Source organism: Pseudomonas leptonychotis, from assembly GCF_004920405.1.
Taxonomy (GTDB): Bacteria; Pseudomonadota; Gammaproteobacteria; order Pseudomonadales; family Pseudomonadaceae; genus Aquipseudomonas; species Aquipseudomonas leptonychotis.
Genome location: NZ_RFLV01000001.1, coordinates 2177896 through 2195144, shown reverse-complemented (window position 1 = coordinate 2195144; position 17249 = coordinate 2177896). Strand labels below are relative to the sequence as shown.

The window sequence follows — 17249 nt, the reverse complement described above, 5'->3', positions numbered from 1 at the left end:
GCTCCTTCTGATAATCAAGCGTCCAGTCTAAACCCGGCGCGGCACACTGCCCATGCTGGGAGTCACGGAACAATCGGGCAATCCGCCGCGCCAGTAAGTGCCCGGCGCGCGACTCTTCGCGTAACCCAACATGCCCGCTCACCGCGCATACCACAGGCGAAAGAAACCAAAAGCCAGCAGCAGGCCAATCTGGCCAAGCGCTGTGCACAAGCTGAGGAAGGACTGCACCGCTCGGTTCTGCGTGGCATCGGCCAGGCCTGTCAGGTCATTCCAGAACACATCCGGCAGCAGCACGAGGCTCAACTTCGCCAGAGGTTGGCCTGTGAGCTGCAAGCCTTTGATCAGGTCAAACTGGCCGCAGAACATCAGGCCCAACAGCACCATAAAGGCCACCGTCAGCCCCAGGGCAAAACAAGCAGAGAACTGCATCAGTAAACGCATCATGTTCAACTCCCGCACAGGTAAAAAAGCGGCGCAGGCTGGGCCCGCACCGCAATTAGTCAAAGGTCGCTGGCTGGGCTGGCCAGTGGTAGGCGGCCGACGCCGTACCAGTCGAGTTTGCGGGTCAGCACCATCACCCCGGCGAGCACGCCGAACACCAGCACCGAGCCCATCAACAGGGCATAGTCCTCAGCCCCAAGCAGGCCGAACAACATGCCGTAGAGCAGCGCCAGCAAGGTGCCAAAGCCCGCGCCGCGCAGGGCGCTGTGCAGCACATAACTGACGTAGAAGCCGATCAGCAGCACACAGGCGGTCGCGGCAATACCGTAGGCCAGGGCAAAACTCAGGTGCTCGGACAGCGACAGCAGCAACAGGTAGAACAGCGCCAGCGACATGCCCACCAGGGCGTATTGCACCGGGTGCACGGCCATGCGTTTGAGCACTTCAAAGAGGAAGAACACGGCGAAGGTCAGGCCGATAAACAGCAGCGCATATTTGATCGCACGCTCGGTCTTCAGGTACTGGTCCACCGGGTCGACAAAGCTCACACCGAAGTTGCGTGCAGTCAGCGCATTGCAGCTGTCTTCGCGTACACAATCTGCCAGTGCCTCTTCCAGGTTGGTGGCGAAGAAGCTGGTCTGCCACTGCGCCTTAAAGCCTTTGGCCGACACCTCACGACTACTCGGCAGGTATTCGCCGACAAAGCTCGGGTGTGGCCAGCCGGAAGTCAGCTCGACTCGGCTATCACGGCCTACCGGAGTGATGCTCAGCTGCTCGGTGCCCTGCAGTTTCAGGTCGAAAGCGAACTCCAGAGTTTGCCCGCCCTGGCTATCCAACACTGGCAAAGGGGCATGCACGCCAGCGCCAAAACGCTCTTCCGCGCTGCCGGGGGCAAAACTCAGGTTGCTGCCGTTGAAGCGCAGCTGCAGGTCATTGCTGATACCACGGATGTCGCTGATGCCGACCGAGAGAAACGGCCGATCAAACTGATACAGGCCCAGCTCATCACCCAATCCCAGACGCGCCGGCAGTTTGAAGGCACCACTGATCTGGTTGTCGCTGCGGTACAGCAGTGCCTTGTAGATGCCGCGTGCACGTTCCTCGGTACTGACCTGGCCATTGAGCACAAAGCGCTCCGGCAGGAAGTACAGACGCCCCCGGCTGCGTTGCTCCTCCATATAACGCTCACCGGTCTTAGCGTGGGTTTTCCATTGGTGCCAGACCTTGGTGTAAGGCATTACCAGAATCGGCCCGGTAAGTTGCTGGCGATAACTGGAGCTGCGCGCGATGTCCTGCAGCACCTCGGCGCGTTGATACTGCCGCTCGCTCACCAGCCCGCCGATCATCGACAGCGGGACCAGCAATAACAAAATCAGCAGGGCAATAGCGCCCAGCTTGAAGCCCAGAATGCGGCTCATGGTGCAACTCTCCGATACGGTTTAGGTAGGCAGAGTCTGGGCAGCGCAGGTGGTGGCTTTATGGAGGGCAGATGGAGAGTGTGTGGAGATCTATCGGCTAGTTGTGTGCGAACGGCTGCGACCGTTCGTCAATTCCACTGGAAGCCAAAGCTTCCTGCACTAGAGTACTAATTCACGTGTTGCTCACAAGGCGACCGGTATAGGGCCTCACCAAGATTTATCCAATCTGAAAAGGGACAGTCATGAACAAGCGCCAATGGATTTGCGCAGCCAGCGCACTATCGATGCTGGGTAGCGGCAACGTATTCGCCCACGGCTATATCAAACAACCTGAAGCACGCGGCTATCTGTGCAAGCTGGGTGAAAACAGCCAATGCGGTGCCGTGCAATGGGAGCCGCAAAGCGTGGAAGGCTACTCCGGCTTCCCACAAAACGGCCCCGCCGATGGGCAGATCGCCAGCGCCGGTCTGGCACAGTTTTCCCCCCTCAATGAGCAGACAGTCAGCCGCTGGGCCAAGCGCCCAATCACTGCAGGCCCGACGAATTTCACCTGGCGCTTTACCGCCAACCACGCCACACGCAACTGGCGCTACTACATCACCCGCCCCGACTGGCTGGCCAATCAGCCGTTAAACCGTGCCGCGTTCGAGCTGGTACCGTTCTGCGTGGTCGATGGCGGCATGCAACAGCCGCCGCAGGAGGTCACCCATAACTGCGATGTACCGCCGCGCGAGGGCTACCAGGTGATCCTCGGGGTCTGGGAAGTGGGCGATACGCCAATGAGCTTCTACAACGTGATGGATGTGATGTTCGCTGATGTGAGCACACCACCTGATCCATCAGCCTGGCAAGCCAAAGGCATGCTCTACCCCTCGATCGACCTGCAAGTCGGCGACCAGGCAATGACGCGGGTCTTCGATGCCAGCGGCGAACGCAGTGACTTGCAGACTCGGCTGCAGGTTGAAACCAGCGAGCAGGGCCAACGCAACCAGTGGACCTATCTGCTGGCCAGCCGCATCAACCAGCAACAGAGCCAGCTCAAGGCCGGCCAACGCGGCAGCGACGGCGCAATCCAGCCGGTATACGGTCAGAACAGCCTGTTCGCCCGCGCCGACAGTGGCATCCAGCGCATTGAGGTGCAGATCGACAAAGCCACGGCGCCGAACCACGACCTGCTGGTCGATGGTTTGCAGCCCAGCTATCGCATCCGTGGCGGTCAGCTGCGGCTTGAATTCAACGTCACCGCCGTCGGCGCGCTGCAGATCAGCAGCTACGTCTACGACCACGACGGCAATGCCAAAGGCTTTGCCGCCACCGAACTGGACAACAACAGCCAGCCCTTGAGCATCGATGTCGAGAGCCCTGTGCCCGGCCATCACCAGTTGGTGGTCAGCGCCAAGGTGGTCGGCAGCGAGCAGGTGCTGCAGAAGACCTTCGATATGATGTTCGTCGCAGACGACGGCAGCGCCAGCTACGACTTCACCTTCCCAGACGGCCTGCGCAGCTACACGGCCGGCACCCGGGTGCTGCAACCCAAGACGGGACAGCTGTATCAGTGTCGTCCCTTTCCTCAGAGTGGCTATTGCATGCAATGGTCAGCCGCCTCGACCCAGTTCGAGCCCGGTATCGGTAGCCATTGGCAAGACGCCTGGATAGCCGACTGAGATAAGCGCCGCGCCCGCCAAGCGGTTTGGCCGGCGCGGACACCTTATACCCCTGAAACACACCTACGACACAGGCGCATGCACTGCGCCTTGCTGTACGCCTTTGTGGAGCCACAGGTATGCCCAGGTACTGACGTGTAAGCACTAGCCGCCAGCGTTGCGCACATCACCGCTATTAGCCCGAGCCTGTGTAGCGGCAGCCTAGGAGCAGGTGCTAAGCCGTAGCGTTTCACACCCCTTTTCGAGCATTCAAAGGGACGCGCACTATTGGCTTAAATATATGATTTTATTGAATATTTTTACTTAAAGCCGACGAATGACCTTGGCTTTTCAACACAGTCTTCTAGGTTTTTTGGCAGCTGCACTACGCGGCACACAATTGGGAGATCACCATGCAAGGATTCCAACGCACCACTGCCTTACTGCTGTTGCTCAGCGCAGGCTGGGCCTCCGTCCAGGCCGACGAAAAGCCCAGCTTCGCAGCCCAAGCGCAGATCGCTGTCGATGATCAGCAATCACCGCGCTACATCATCAAATACAAGGAGCTGACGCCCTCGCCGATGAGCCAGGCCAACCAGCCACAACCCCTAAGCGCCGGCCAGTTCGAAAGCCGCGCCGCGCAGCGTCTGCTCAGCCAGGCGCAGGTACAGCCGCTGATGCACCTGGACAGCCAGGCCGCCAGCGTGGCTTACCTGAGCCCGGCGCAACTCAAACAACTGCAGGCCAACCCGGCAGTCGACTATATCGAGCTCGACCCACGCCGCTACCTGATGGCCGAACAGGTGCCCTATGGCATCCCAATGGTGCAGGCCGACCTGTTACCGGACAACGCCATTTCCAATATGAAGGTGTGCATCGTCGACTCTGGCTACGACCTCGGCCATCAAGATTTACCGTCAGCCGGCATCACCGGTAATGACGGTTACGGCAACGTCAACAGTGGCAACTGGTACGAAGATGGCAACGGCCATGGCACCCACGTCGCCGGCACTATCGCTGCGCTGGGGGGTAATGACCTTGGCGTGGTCGGCGTCAGCCCGTCGGGCAACCTCGGTTTACATATCGTCAAGGTGTTCAACAACAGCGGCAACTGGGCCTATGGTTCGGATCTGGTGATGGCCATCCAGCAGTGCCGGGCTGCCGGCTCAACGGTGATCAGCATGAGCCTGGGCGGCGGCGGCTCGTCAGTAACTGAGCGCAATGCCATGGATGCGGCCTACCAGAATGGTGTGTTGGTCGTCGCGGCGGCCGGCAACAGTGGCAACGGTACCCTGTCCTACCCGGCCTCCTACGACTCAGTCGTATCGGTCGCGGCGGTCGACAGCAGCGGTAATCGTGCCTCGTTCTCGCAGTACAACAACCAGGTCGAAGTCGCCGCTCCCGGCGTTGGCGTGCGCTCCACCCTGCCTGGCAATAACTATGCAAACTACAACGGCACCTCCATGGCCACACCGCATGTGTCAGCGGTCTATGCCCTGGTGTGGAGTCAGCACCGCCAGTGCACCCCTGCGCAGATCCGCAAGGTGGTTAACAGTACCGCCGAAGACCGTGGCACTCCGGGCCGCGACCCCTATTACGGCTACGGTATCGTCAAGGCCAAACGGGCCAGTGACCTGATCGCCCAGCGCGGCTGTGATGCCACGGGGGATGGCAATGGCGAGGAACAGACCTACCCCAACCTCGCCGGTGCGCAGAATGCCTGGCTGCGTTACAACGTGGTCGTGCCAAGCGGCGCCCAGCGTCTGACCGTACGAATCAGCGGCGGTACGGGTGATGCAGACCTCTACACCCGCCTGGGCAGCCAGCCCACCACCAGTCAATGGACCTGCCGGCCCTACCTCGAAGGCAATCAGGAAACCTGCACCCAGGAAAACCCGGCAGCCGGCACCTGGCATATAGGTTTGCGCGGCTACAACAGCTTTTCCGGGGTAACCCTCTACTGGCGTTACGAGTAAACCGTTCGGCCTCGGGTAGGCAACTGCTCGGGGCACCTCTCCCTGTAAACCTATCAACGCCTGAACCGAGCACATATGAAGCGGCGCAGAAAAGATCGCAAAACTGCGCAAACCAGCCCCGCGCAAATGGACAGTTTTTATAGAAATGCGTAGCGTGCCGCTGATCGCCAATTAAGGATGAGCGGCCATGACGCAGAGCAATCCATACGCCACCCCTCAAGCCGCAGTCGTCGACCCGGAGTCACAGGTCAGCGCCGAACATATCGCCGCCTTGCCGGTTTCAGATAAATGGAAGCAGCGCTTTAGCGCAATCCACCATGCCGGCGGCATCAAGATGCCCAAACTCAAGGAGCTGCCCGCAGCGGAGCGGCGCAAAGCCTTCAGCTTCAACTTCCTGGCATTCTTCTTCGGACCGATTTACTACGCCTTTAAAGGCATGTGGAAGAAAGGTTTGGCCCTGTTTGTGGCCTGCGCAGCCGTGGTGATCACGCTCGGGCTCGGCCTGGAGTACGTCGGCTACGGCAAGCTTGCCAATGCCCTGGGCTACGGCGTCAGCGCGGTATTCGCGGCGCGCGCCAATATCGATTACTACAAGAAGATGCTGCTCAACGATAACGGCTGGTGGTAGCAGGCGTAGGCACTCAATCACAGGCGAATGAAGGAACATAGCAATGACCGAATATAGCGCCGAGGTAATCTGGCAGCGCGGCGAGCAGGACTTTTTGGGTAATCGCTACAGCCGCCGGCATCTGCTGCGTTTCGATGGCGGCGCAGAAGTCGCCGGTTCATCCTCACCCCACGTGGTGCCGCTGCCGATGTCAGACGAAACAGCGGTAGACCCCGAAGAAGCCTTTGTCGCGTCGCTCTCCAGCTGCCATATGCTCTGGTTTCTCTCCATCGCCGCCAAACGCCGCTTCTGCGTCGATACGTACCATGACAACGCCAGCGGCCTGATGCAGGCCAACGATCTCGGCAAACTGTATATCGCCCAGATCACCTTGCGCCCAGCCGTTAGCTTCTCCGGTGAGCGCGTGCCGACGCACCAGCAGATTGAGCAGATGCATCATCAGGCGCACGAAGAATGCTTTATCGCCAACTCGGTGAAGTCCGAGGTGCGCTGCGAACCGCGTTTTACCGCGTAACACCACGCAGGCTACATCGGTCACTGCACCATGATGCGCGTTAACCATAACGGCTGGCGGTAGGAGAAGATGCGTGAACCCAACTGCATACGGCTGTCCCGATGGGCAGCCACTGTTCTACTTCCATGGCGTGCCAGGCGCAGCGGTTGAGGCGGCGATGCTGCATCAGGCCGCTTTGGCGCACGGCATCAAACTGCTAGTGGTGGAGCGCAATCTGCCGGGCGAACTTGGCAGTGCGGATTATCTGCAACAACTGGCGCAACAGATCAGTGATAGCGCGGCGGGCCAGCCAATTCGCCTGCTTGGCTTTTCCATCGGCGCCTGTCTGGCGTTACGTGTCGCCGCGCTGCTGGGTGAGCGGGTGACCGAGGTTTACCTGCTATCGGCTGCCGCACCGCTGCAGATCCCCAGCAACAGCATCGGCATGGGTGTGGGGCGCTATACCTTCCTCTGGGCGCAACATTATCCAAGGCTGTTCCGGGCCTTTGCCTGGTACCAGGCGCTGCTGGCGAAAATCAGCCCAGGCCTGCTGCTGAAGCTTCTGTTTAACGGTGCCGGCGGCAAAGACCCAGAACTCCTGCATCAGGCCGACACTCGGGCATGGCTGGCGGATATTCAACGCGCGTGTTTCAAACATGGGATTAGCAGCTATGCGCGCGACGTAAACCTCTATGTCGAGCCCTGGGCCGCAGAGCTGGAGAACGTCACGGCGGCGGTCAGCCTGTGGCATGGCGAAGCAGATAACTGGGCGCCCATTGCCATGTCGATTTACCTGCAGGAGCATCTGCGCACAGCCAGTGTCGTGAGCCGTGGCCCCGAACAAGCGCACTACTCTTGCCTGCTGGCGAACGCTGAAGCCGTTATGGTGACGGTGCAGCTGAACATTTCAGCAACCCCAACGGCCGAGAGCTAACACCCTAGAACGACCCTCGACTTACAACGACCCAAGGATGGCACCATGAAAAAGCTCGCCCTACCTCTGATCACCCTGCTGGCCTTCAGCGCCTACACGCTCTATGTGATGCTGCAAGCCGATCAATCACTGCTGCAATTTGGCTTGCAGCTGATGTCCAGCGCCGATACCGCTCAGGTGGTGATCGACCTTTATATTCTCGCGGCGCTGGCCTGCATCTGGATGTACCAAGATGGTCGCGCGCGCGGTAAGTCACTGACCTACCTGCTAGCGTTTTTCGGGCTTACCGCACTGTTTGTCTCAGCGGGGCCGCTGCTCTATCTGGTGCTCAAGGCCATAGACTCAGACCGCAACGCGGCGCAGGGCGCGCCATAACGGCTGCATTACCGCTGATTCACGCGGCAGCCCCGGACACAGCCGAGGCTGCGCCGCGGTTAAAAACTCAGATTGAAATTACCGGTGCCAAATATGCCGACCAAGCCAACCACAATCAGATAAATCGCCACGATGTAATTAAGCAGACGCGGCACAATCAGAATCAAAATGCCGGCAATCAACGAAAGTAGCGGAGTAAGGGCAAGGGTCATAGTTGTCACCTCAGAGTTATTGAAATATCAGTATGCGCGCCACGCTAGAACCGCACAGCACTATCACGCGGGCACAACCGTAGCGGGTTCATCAGCCTATTTAGCTCACCTGCGTATTTAAGGTCATTTATGAGCAACGCCCACCTATTAACCTCACTGCTGCAGTACAAAGCCTGGGCCAATCAAGAGTTATTGACTGATTTACAACGCCTTGATTCCGTCACCCAGCAAGCGGAGCTGCACGCGGCCCTGCGCATCCTCAATCACATCCATGTGGTCGAGTGCATCTTTGCCGCCAACTTGCAGGGGATTAGCCATCACTACAACGCCACCAACACCACCGAAACGCCCACGCTGGAAGCGCTGCGCCAAGCTGTAGTGGAGACTGATCGTTGGTATCTGGACTATGCCGCAGGGCTAAGTGCTGAACAGCTGGCCGAGCGCTTGAACTTCAATTTTGTCGATGGCGATACCGGCTGTATGAGCCGTGAAGAAATGCTCGCGCACATCATCACCCATGGTGGTTACCACCGAGGTGCAGTCGGCCGAATCATGGCGCAGCTGCAGTTGGCCCCACCAAGGGATATTTACACACGCTTTCTGCATCAGACCGAGCCGCAGCGCCGCAAACCTTAGAGCGGTGGCTTGGCGATAAATGCCTGCTTGTCATGCCGATCAAAGCCCGCCGCCTCATAGAAGCGCAGCGTGGCCGGATCCTGGCTGCTGGTCATCAGCATGACTTTGTAGCAGCCCTGTTCCCAGGCAAAGGCCAAGGCGTGTGCCAGCAACGCCTGACCGTAGCCACACCCGCGATACTCAGCATGGGTCACTACGTTTTCGACCAGGGCTAAGGGCCTGCAACCGCGCGTGAGATTGGCGACCAGGTTAATGCTGCAACTGGCCACCAGCTGCTCATCGAGGTACAGGCCCAAACAACGGTGAGAAGGATTGGCCATGATCGCCTGCCACACCGTTTCAACCTGACGGCGTTCCGGCAATGGTTGATCGTTAGGGTGTAAATGCTCATACAACGCAAGCAATGCATCCAGCTCACCGGCCTCGACGCGGCGAATATCCATCGACCTATCCCTGTTATCCGTCCCGGCTTATTCGCCGCGAATGTACTGCTCCAGTTGTTGGATCAGGCTGGCCTGTTCGGCGATGGTGTGTTTGACCAAGTCACCAATCGACAACAGACCGATCAGCTCACCGTCGCCCAAGACAGGCAGGTGACGTAAATGGCGGTCGGTCATCAGCTGCATGCAGTGCTGCGAGGTGTCACGCAGGCCAACGGTCAGGACATCTGCTGTCATAATTTCGCTGATGGCAATATCTGAAGCCGAGCGCTCCAGCAGCACGATTTTACGGGCGTAGTCACGCTCGCTGACGATGCCGGCCAGGCGGCCCTTGTCCAACACCACCAACGCACCGATGCCCTTTTCGGCCATCAGCTTGATGGCATCGAGCACCGAAGTAGTCGGGGTGACGCTGTAAACAGCGGCCTGTGGCTTAGCGCGGAGTATCTCGGCGACTGTGATCATGCAGTGGCTCCTGCTCTGTTTCTTATTAGACATTGAGGATAGTGCGCCGGGCGACTGTGGGTAAGCCTCCCGCTGCTCCGATCAGAGCATCTGTGCGGATTCAGCGCAACCACCCGGGGCCAGCAAGGTCGGTGCCACATACGCCGTCAGCGCTCGGTAAAACGCGGCAAGCGCAACCACGCCTCAACCCCGCCGGTGACATTACCGATGCGTAATTCGCCGCCGTGCAGTTGCATCACTTCCTCGACAAAATTAAGCCCCAAACCGGTGCTCTTGCGCCCATTGTTGGGGCGAGGCAGAGAATAGAAACGTTCGCTCAAGCGCGCCAACGCGTAGTCGGGGATCGGCTCGCCCTGGTTGAACAGGCGCAGCTCGACCTGCCCGCCATGGACCTCGGCACTGAAGCGGATCAGCCCACCGGGCGGGGTAAAATCCAGGGCGTTATCAAGCAGATTAGCCACGGCCTGGCGCAGCAAAAACGCCTCGCCGCAGGCACTTAGTTCGGGTGAAACCAGCTGTTCAATCTGTAAATGCGCGGCTTCGATGCGCGCCATTTGCGCCTGCAATAGGCCATCGACCAACGCCCGTAGCGGCACCGCCACTTGCTCCTCCAGTCCTTGACGCTGCTCGACCTGGGCCAGGTGCAGCAGGCGCTCGATCAGCTGCTGCATGCGCTCACTTTCCTGCTCGATATTGGCGACGAAGCGCTGGCGTTGCTCACTTGGCATCTCACCATCGAGCAGTTCCGCCGCACCGCGAATCGCCGCCAACGGGCTTTTCAGCTCGTGGGTCAGGGTGTGCACGTAGCGCTCGACATAGGCCTTGCCCTCCAGCTCGGTGCGCATGCGCTCGATGGCCTCGGCCAATTGCGCCAACTCGCCGCCACGTACGCTGGGCAACTCCGCACGCTGCCCGGCGCTGACCGCCTGGGCATAACGGGTCAGCTTGCGCAGCGCGGCACTGAGCCACCAGGAGAGAAATGCACCAATCAATAAGCCCAATACGATCAAGCCACCGCCAAGCCAGGCCAGGCGCTGCTCGGAGCGTTCAATGTAAGGCTGCAGCGTGCGATTGGGTTTGGCCACCGAGACCACGCCGATAATCTGCGCACCGTCCATAATCGGCGCGGCCACATACATCACCGAGGAATCCGGATCGCTCGGGTCTTCCTTGGTCGATCGCGCGCCGTACTCGCCACGCAGGGTACGCAGCACATCGTTCCAACGTGAATAGTCCTGCCCCACCGCTGCACCCGTAGAGTCGAGCAAAACCATACCCTTGGCGTCGGTGACATAGATGCGATGGTTAACCTGAGTCTTCTCCACGCCCCAGATTTGCGCCTGCGGCTGGCGCTGCCCGTAAGCCTGCAACACCTGAGGTAAACGGCTCTGCTGCAAGCGCCCGGCCTTGACCTCATCACGCAAAATTTCCGCCAGCAGGTTGGCAGTATCGACCAGGGTTTCCTCGGTGCTCTGGCGCACGCCGGGGCGGATTTCGTCCATCACCGTACTCAGGACGAACCAGCCGGCCAGGCCAACAAACAGGAAGTACACCAGAAAGATGCGTATCCCCAAGGGCATCAGGCGTGCCTCGGTGAATAGCTATACCCCAGGCCGCGATGGGTCTGAATCGGCTCAGCATCAGCGCTCACCTGGCGCAGTTTGGCGCGCAGGCTTTTGATATGGCTGTCGATGGTGCGCTCATAACCCACATCAGCCGCGACGCCCAGACCGTCGAGCAACTGCTCGCGGGAGAACACCCGCTCGGGTTGCGCCAGCAGGCTTTGCAGCAAACGGAATTCATGACGTGTGAGGCTCAGTAGCTGGCCGTGGTAGTGGATCTGCACCCGGTCGACATCCAACTGGAACGGTACGTTAGTAGAACTGGCGGCCGGTAGGTCGCGCGGGGCCATACGTTTGAGGATGACCTTGACCCGCGCCGCCACTTCACGCGGGCTAAAAGGCTTGACCACATAATCGTCGGCGCCAATTTCCAACCCCACCACGCGGTCGATTTCCTCGCTACGCGCGGTAAGAAAAATCACCGGCACCTCGGAGAATCGCCGTAAGCGCTTACAGGCTTCAAAGCCGCTGATATCCGGCAGGCCAACATCGAGAATCAGCAGGTCGGCGGGGTTGCGTTGCTGCTCCGTCAGGGCCTGCTCGGCCAGGCTCATCCACGTGGTGGTAAAGCCTTCACTTTGCAGGGCAAAGATCAGCGTATCGGCGATCGCGGCTTCGTCTTCGACAATCAGAATATGCGGCATGGGCGTCCTGCTCGTGGCAACTCGGCGAGGAGCCTGCGGCAGGCCGCTGCCAGCGTCAAGGGCAAGCCGAAAGGCCGAATGCACAGCCTCTTGTAGCCCGGATGGAATCCGGGAATGGTGGCGAGAGCAGGTATCCCCGGATTACATCCGGGCTACGTCTAAAAGGTTGTGCGGATATGGATGCGCCGTAACCCACCGCAACGGAGCGCAAGGCTATCGTACCGGTGGGTTACGCGGCGCTCGGCCTCGGCGGCTACGCCCAAGCACAGTGCTTTGCGCCGCTAACCCACCCTACCTAGCTGCTTTTAACGCAGCAGGGCCGACGCGCAGCAGATCGCAGACAGCCCCTCAATCGAGCTTGAAGCGCGCGGTGTTTTGCTCCAACACCTGGCTGCCCTGACGCAGTTGCTCGGCGGCGTGACTCACCGCCTGTGCGCTCTCAAGCAAGGCGCTGGCGGCCTGATCGACCTGCTGAATATTGCCGCTGACCTCATCAGCCGTGGCCGCTTGCTGCTCGGCGGCGGTGGCGATTTGCGCCAAGCGATCGGTCACCAGTTGCACTGACTCGACAATGGCGTCCAGGTCCTCACCCATGGCCAATACACTGCCGACATCACCTTCGGCCTGGCGTACGGCTTCTTCCATCTGGGTGACCGACTGGCCCACTACGCGATGCAGGTTGCCCACGGTTTCGGCAATTTCTGCGGTGGAGTTCTGCGTGCGCTGCGACAGTGAACGCACCTCGTCGGCAACCACCGCAAAGCCACGACCCTGCTCGCCCGCGCGCGCGGCTTCGATGGCAGCGTTAAGTGCCAGCAAGTTGGTTTGCTCGGCAATCCCCTTGATCACATCCACCACGCGGGTGATCTGCTCAGTCTGTACGCGTAGTTGTTGCAAGGTGGTGGCGCTGTCACCCAGACGACTGCTGAGCTGACGCATGCTCTGGCTGGTGCGGTTGCTGCGCTGGTTACTTTGATTGGCGATCTCGCGGGTTTGGTTGGCTTCCACCGCCGCCTGTTCACAGCTCTGCGCCACGCTCTGTGCGGTGGCGGCCATTTGCGTGGCGGCGGCGGCAATTTGGCTCATCTGCGCCTGCTGCTGCTCCACCGACTCCAACGCATTACGCGCCTCGCCATTGAGCATCTGCACGGTACCGCCCAGTTGCTGGCTCTGCTGATTGACCCCTTGCATGGAGCCGCGCAACTGATCAACTGCCGTATTCAGAGCCATGGCGATGCTGGCCAGATCATCCGCACCATGCACCTGCATGCGCACGCGCAGGTCACCATCACGCAAGCCTTCGGCGGCCTGGATGATCCCGGCTGTGCTACGACGGATTGAAGCATTGAGGCAGAACAAGACATACAGCGCCAGCAGGGTTAGCAGGCTGAACACACCGATCACTTCGACCATCGCGACCAGCGCTTTCTGTCGGTACTCGCCGAGGCTCGCGACAAACTGCTGGTACAACGCCGTCTGCAAGCCGAGTAACTGGCCCTGTAGAGCATCGCTACGCTGCACGAACTGCTCCGGCGTCAACGTCATCGGGCTGGCGTCGAACATGTCGCGGTCGATACCCGAGAGGAAGGCTTCGTAACCCTGCAATGCTTCATCGTAAGGCCCTTGTAGCTGACGCATCGCACGCGGTGCCTCTAACTTGAGCGTGGACTGAGCCTTAAGTAGCTGGCTACGCGACTCATCCAGACTGCGCCGTAGATCGCGAATCAGCACCCTGCTCTGCAGAGTGAAATGCTCCGACACCACCGCGCCATAGCCTTGGCTGGCAAAGCTGCCCAGCTGTTCGAGCAAGCGCGGCAGGGTGTAAGTCAATTGCTCCATCATCAGGTAGGTGTCGAGCTGAGGATCGAGGATCAGACCACTGTCGGTAGCCACCTGCTCACGCAGGGCGAGCAGGCTAAGCAGGTTCTTTTGGTAACGTTCGAGGGCATCGGGCAGGGCTAACTTACCCAACACATCGATACTCAATTCAGCCTGTGCCGCGCTAAGCCCCTGTAAATGTTGGCGGGCCTGATTGCTGAGCAACTTGGATTTAAGCGGCTGTTCCAGTGCTTGCAGGGCGGGTTCAAGACCACTGGCGCGTTCACGCAACAGCGCTTCGGCGGCTTTCTCAGTGCCTTTCCAACGCGATAACAGCGTGCGCTGTTCAATCAACTCCTGCTGCACGCCGGCCATGCCCTGCAAGGCATTGATGCCTTCCAGCTCATGGTCGATCGCGTTGAGCCGTTCAAGGTAATTGCTGCCGATCACCCACAGCGAAAACCCTAGCGGCAACGCAAACAGAACAAACACCAGCTGAAACTTGCGCGCGAAGCTAAAACGCTCCAGCAATCGCACACCCGGTTTGAGTACTCCAGTCATACCTACCTCAACCTGTGGAGCGCGCCAACTTCAAGGGCACGCCAAAGCAAAACTTCAAGCAAGAAGCACGCCCAAGCAACGCGCCTGCCGATATCCATGAATAGGAGCATAGATGAGGATGCGCAACAGTCCGTCACAGAGGTACCCGCAAAGCACCACTGACCTCTGCTCACGCACTTAGCCCGATAGGCCGCTCCAGAGCTCGTCAACATGGCGAAAGCCCCACGCCTCGGCGGACTCGCGACTGACGATCTTGTCGCGCCCGACCAACTTGCTCAGGTCGATCACTTCCTGCTCGATCGGCGCTTTCGATTTGGCCGAGAAGAACACCTTGACCTTCGGCATCAGCAAGGATTTGGTCTGCTGCTCCATGACCACACCGATGCGCCCGCTTTCCAAACGCACCAGTGAGCCCACTGGGTAAATACCCACGGTTTTGACAAAGGCCTGGAATACCACGGGGTCGAAATGGCCTTTCCACTCAGCCATTTTGCGGATCGACTCAGCTGGGTCCCAGCCTTTTCTATAGGCCCGGTCGGAAGTAATCGCGTCGTAGACATCACACACCGCGCCCATGCGCGCATACAGGCTGATTTGCTCGCCAGCCAGGCGATGCGGATAACCACTGCCATCCATCTTTTCGTGGTGATGCAGGCACACATCCAATACCAACGCACTCACCTGCTTGCTCTCAATCAGCATGTGCGAACCCGCCATAGGGTGGCTACGCATCGTCGCAAACTCGCGGTCGGTCAACTTATCAGGCTTGTTCAATATGTCATTGGAAATGGCCATTTTGCCGATGTCATGCAACAAGCCGGCGAGCCCAGCCTCACGCACCTGCACATCCTCAAGACCAAGCTGACGCGCCAGCGCAATCATCAGCGCACATACAGCCACCGAATGCATATAGGTGTATTCATCGGCATTTTTCAGCCGCGCCAGGCTGATCAGCGCATTGGGGTGCCGCATAACCGAGTCGGAAATTTCTTCAACCAACTCACCGGCCTGTTCGAACTGCAATGCCTGGCCCATGCGCGCATCGCTAAACATGCTGATTACTGCCGCTTTGGCATTGGCGCAGAGCTTAACTGCACGCTGCAGTTCATCGTCCATCGACACCGATCGAATCACCGGCGGGTTCTGCACAACAGCCATCAACTTGGCGTTGGTTTGTGCCGCCACCTCTTCGGCGCTGGCACTTGCAGCCCCGACTTCAACATCCAGCCCTTTACTGATATCGATCCACAGCTCACTGATGCTGCTGGCCTTGATCCGCAACAGATCTTTCTCGGATTCCAGCAGAAACTTGGACTTCCAGAAGGGATGGTCCATCCATGAACCACAAAACTCATGGATATACATACCGACACGCACGTCGGCCACAGCGATGCACTTCAGCATTTAACGCACCTGGGCGAGGGCAATAACTGTTCGGTTACTCACCAGCGTAGCCGATCACTTGGGCACAGGTGGTTGGAACGACCACGAAAAATGGCAATAGGACATCACCCCCACTGATCAACTGAGCGCCTGCGCGCGACTGCTTGTGGTGCTGGAGTCGCCATTGCCAAAGCGCTGCGGCGCGGCAGCGCTATACGGGAGAACGCGCGTGTCGCGGTTAAAGCCTCCTAGGGGGGCTTTAACCGCGAAGGTTTATCAACCTATCAGGAGGCGCTGAACATCTTGTGCGGGTCGATGACGAATTTCTTCGGCACGCCGGCATCGAACTCACCGTAACCACGCGGTGCGTCGTCCAGGCTGATGACCTGCACACCGACCACTTCAGCGATGTTGATACGGTCCCACATGATCGCCTGCATCAGCTGGCGGTTGTACTTCATCACCGGCGTCTGACCGGTATGGAAGCTGTGCGACTTGGCCCAGCCGAGGCCGAAACGAATGCTCAGCGCGCCCTTCTTCGCCGCGGCATCGACTGCGCCTGGATCTTCAGTGACGTAAAGGCCGGGGATACCAATTTTGCCGGCGACCCGCACCACACCCATCAACGAGTTGAGCACGGTGGCGGGTGCTTCGTGCTGCACGCCTTCGTGACCATGGCCGCGAGCCTCAAAGCCCACCGCGTCGATCGCACAGTCCACTTCCGGCTCACCCAGTAGTGCGGCAATCTGCTCGTGCAGCGGCGTATCCAGCGACAGATCGGCAATCTCGAAACCCTGGGATTTAGCATGCACCAGGCGCACCGGATTAACGTCACCGACGATCACCACCGCTGCACCCAGCAAGCGTGCCGAAGCGGCAGCGGCCAGGCCAACCGGACCCGCACCGGCGATATAAACGGTGCTGCCCGGCCCGACGCCAGCCGTTACGGCACCGTGGTAACCAGTGGGCAGAATGTCGGACAGACAGGTCAGGTCGAGGATTTTCTCCATGGCCCGCTCGCGGTCTGGCAGTTTCAGCAGGTTGAAATCGGCGTACGGCACCATGGCGTATTCGGCCTGGCCACCGGTCCAGTCACCCATGTCGACGTAACCGTAGGCACCGCCCGGGCGCGCGGGGTTGACCGACAGGCACACGCCGGTGTGTTGCTCTTTACAGCTGCGGCAACGGCCGCACGCCACGTTGAACGGCACCGACACCAGGTCGCCGATTTTCAGGTTCTCGACGTCGCTGCCTTTCTCGATCACCTCACCGGTGATCTCGTGGCCCAGCACCAGACCGGTTTGCGCCGTGGTACGGCCGCGCACCATGTGCTGGTCGGAGCCACAGATATTGGTGGATACCACTTTGAGGATGACCGCGTGCTCGATCTTCTTGCCGCGCGGGTCCTGCATTTTTGGATAGTCGATTTTCTGCACTTCGACCTTGCCAGCGCCGAGGTAGACGACGCCACGATTACCAGACATAGGTGTTCTCCTTTGTTGTTGTGGGTACAAAGGCGCAGCCAACGGCCACGCGGCCTCGTACTGGAGCGTTTAAGTC

General features: G+C 59.5%; 17 protein-coding genes. 7 read left to right on the top strand and 10 right to left on the bottom strand.

What is annotated here, in order from left to right; genetic code table 11:
- Positions 1–138: 138 nt before the first annotated feature.
- Together D8779_RS10140 and creD are read right to left on the bottom strand one after the other, a co-directional pair.
- Positions 139–444, bottom strand: a complete 306-nt coding sequence (locus D8779_RS10140) for a hypothetical protein (protein WP_240789704.1) — start codon at positions 442–444, stop codon at positions 139–141.
- A gap of 56 nt (positions 445–500) precedes the next feature.
- Entirely contained in the window at positions 501–1859 is a 1359-nt protein-coding gene (gene creD / locus D8779_RS10135; protein ID WP_136664280.1) for a cell envelope integrity protein CreD, read from the bottom strand.
- A gap of 242 nt (positions 1860–2101) precedes the next feature.
- On the opposite strand from creD, the gene gbpA reads away from it, so the two are divergent.
- From gbpA to D8779_RS10105, 6 genes are all read left to right on the top strand, one after another.
- Entirely contained in the window at positions 2102–3523 is a 1422-nt protein-coding gene (gene gbpA / locus D8779_RS10130; RefSeq protein ID WP_136664279.1) for an N-acetylglucosamine-binding protein GbpA, read from the top strand.
- Between the two features lie 392 nt (positions 3524–3915).
- On the top strand, positions 3916–5478 hold the full coding sequence (locus D8779_RS10125) for a S8 family serine peptidase (protein ID WP_136664278.1): 1563 nt from the start codon (positions 3916–3918) through the stop codon (positions 5476–5478).
- Between the two features lie 187 nt (positions 5479–5665).
- Positions 5666–6106, top strand: a complete 441-nt coding sequence (locus D8779_RS10120) for a DUF2628 domain-containing protein (protein WP_136664277.1) — start codon at positions 5666–5668, stop codon at positions 6104–6106.
- A 43-nt stretch (positions 6107–6149) separates the two neighbouring features.
- Positions 6150–6620, top strand: a complete 471-nt coding sequence (locus D8779_RS10115; RefSeq protein WP_136664276.1) for an OsmC family protein — start codon at positions 6150–6152, stop codon at positions 6618–6620.
- Between the two features lie 73 nt (positions 6621–6693).
- Positions 6694–7533 (top strand): alpha/beta fold hydrolase, encoded by an 840-nt coding sequence (locus D8779_RS10110; RefSeq protein ID WP_136664275.1) that lies wholly within the window; start codon positions 6694–6696, stop codon positions 7531–7533.
- Positions 7534–7578: 45 nt separating this feature from the next.
- A complete protein-coding gene (locus tag D8779_RS10105) occupies positions 7579–7908 on the top strand; it encodes a DUF2834 domain-containing protein (protein WP_136664274.1) in 330 nt (109 codons plus the stop codon).
- Between the two features lie 59 nt (positions 7909–7967).
- Here D8779_RS10105 and D8779_RS10100 read toward each other — a convergent pair whose 3' ends face one another.
- The gene (locus tag D8779_RS10100; RefSeq protein WP_136664273.1) at positions 7968–8120 is read right to left on the bottom strand and encodes a DUF3096 domain-containing protein; all 153 of its coding nucleotides are present in this window, start codon (positions 8118–8120) and stop codon (positions 7968–7970) included.
- A 129-nt stretch (positions 8121–8249) separates the two neighbouring features.
- On the opposite strand from D8779_RS10100, the gene D8779_RS10095 reads away from it, so the two are divergent.
- The gene (locus D8779_RS10095) at positions 8250–8756 is read left to right on the top strand and encodes a DinB family protein (RefSeq protein WP_136664272.1); all 507 of its coding nucleotides are present in this window, start codon (positions 8250–8252) and stop codon (positions 8754–8756) included.
- Here D8779_RS10095 and D8779_RS10090 read toward each other — a convergent pair.
- The 7 genes from D8779_RS10090 to fdhA form a co-directional block, all read right to left on the bottom strand.
- Positions 8753–9199 (bottom strand): GNAT family N-acetyltransferase, encoded by a 447-nt coding sequence (locus tag D8779_RS10090; protein ID WP_136664271.1) that lies wholly within the window; start codon positions 9197–9199, stop codon positions 8753–8755. The two genes, D8779_RS10095 and D8779_RS10090, sit on opposite strands and share 4 nt — an antisense overlap.
- Before the next feature lie 27 nt (positions 9200–9226).
- Positions 9227–9661 (bottom strand): CBS domain-containing protein, encoded by a 435-nt coding sequence (locus tag D8779_RS10085; protein WP_136664270.1) that lies wholly within the window; start codon positions 9659–9661, stop codon positions 9227–9229.
- A gap of 146 nt (positions 9662–9807) precedes the next feature.
- On the bottom strand, positions 9808–11241 hold the full coding sequence (creC, locus tag D8779_RS10080; RefSeq protein WP_136664269.1) for a two-component system sensor histidine kinase CreC: 1434 nt from the start codon (positions 11239–11241) through the stop codon (positions 9808–9810).
- Positions 11241–11927 (bottom strand): two-component system response regulator CreB, encoded by a 687-nt coding sequence (creB, locus tag D8779_RS10075; protein ID WP_136664268.1) that lies wholly within the window; start codon positions 11925–11927, stop codon positions 11241–11243. Before creB ends, creC begins: the two co-directional genes overlap by 1 nt.
- A 348-nt stretch (positions 11928–12275) precedes the next feature.
- Positions 12276–14306 (bottom strand): methyl-accepting chemotaxis protein, encoded by a 2031-nt coding sequence (locus tag D8779_RS21225; RefSeq protein ID WP_136664267.1) that lies wholly within the window; start codon positions 14304–14306, stop codon positions 12276–12278.
- A 177-nt stretch (positions 14307–14483) separates the two neighbouring features.
- Positions 14484–15710 carry a cyclic di-GMP phosphodiesterase gene (locus D8779_RS10065; RefSeq protein ID WP_136664266.1) on the bottom strand — a complete coding sequence of 409 codons (1227 nt, stop codon included), beginning with the start codon at positions 15708–15710 and terminating at the stop codon, positions 14484–14486.
- A 263-nt stretch (positions 15711–15973) separates the two neighbouring features.
- On the bottom strand, positions 15974–17173 hold the full coding sequence (fdhA, locus tag D8779_RS10060) for a formaldehyde dehydrogenase, glutathione-independent (protein ID WP_136664265.1): 1200 nt from the start codon (positions 17171–17173) through the stop codon (positions 15974–15976).
- Positions 17174–17249: the final 76 nt, after the last annotated feature.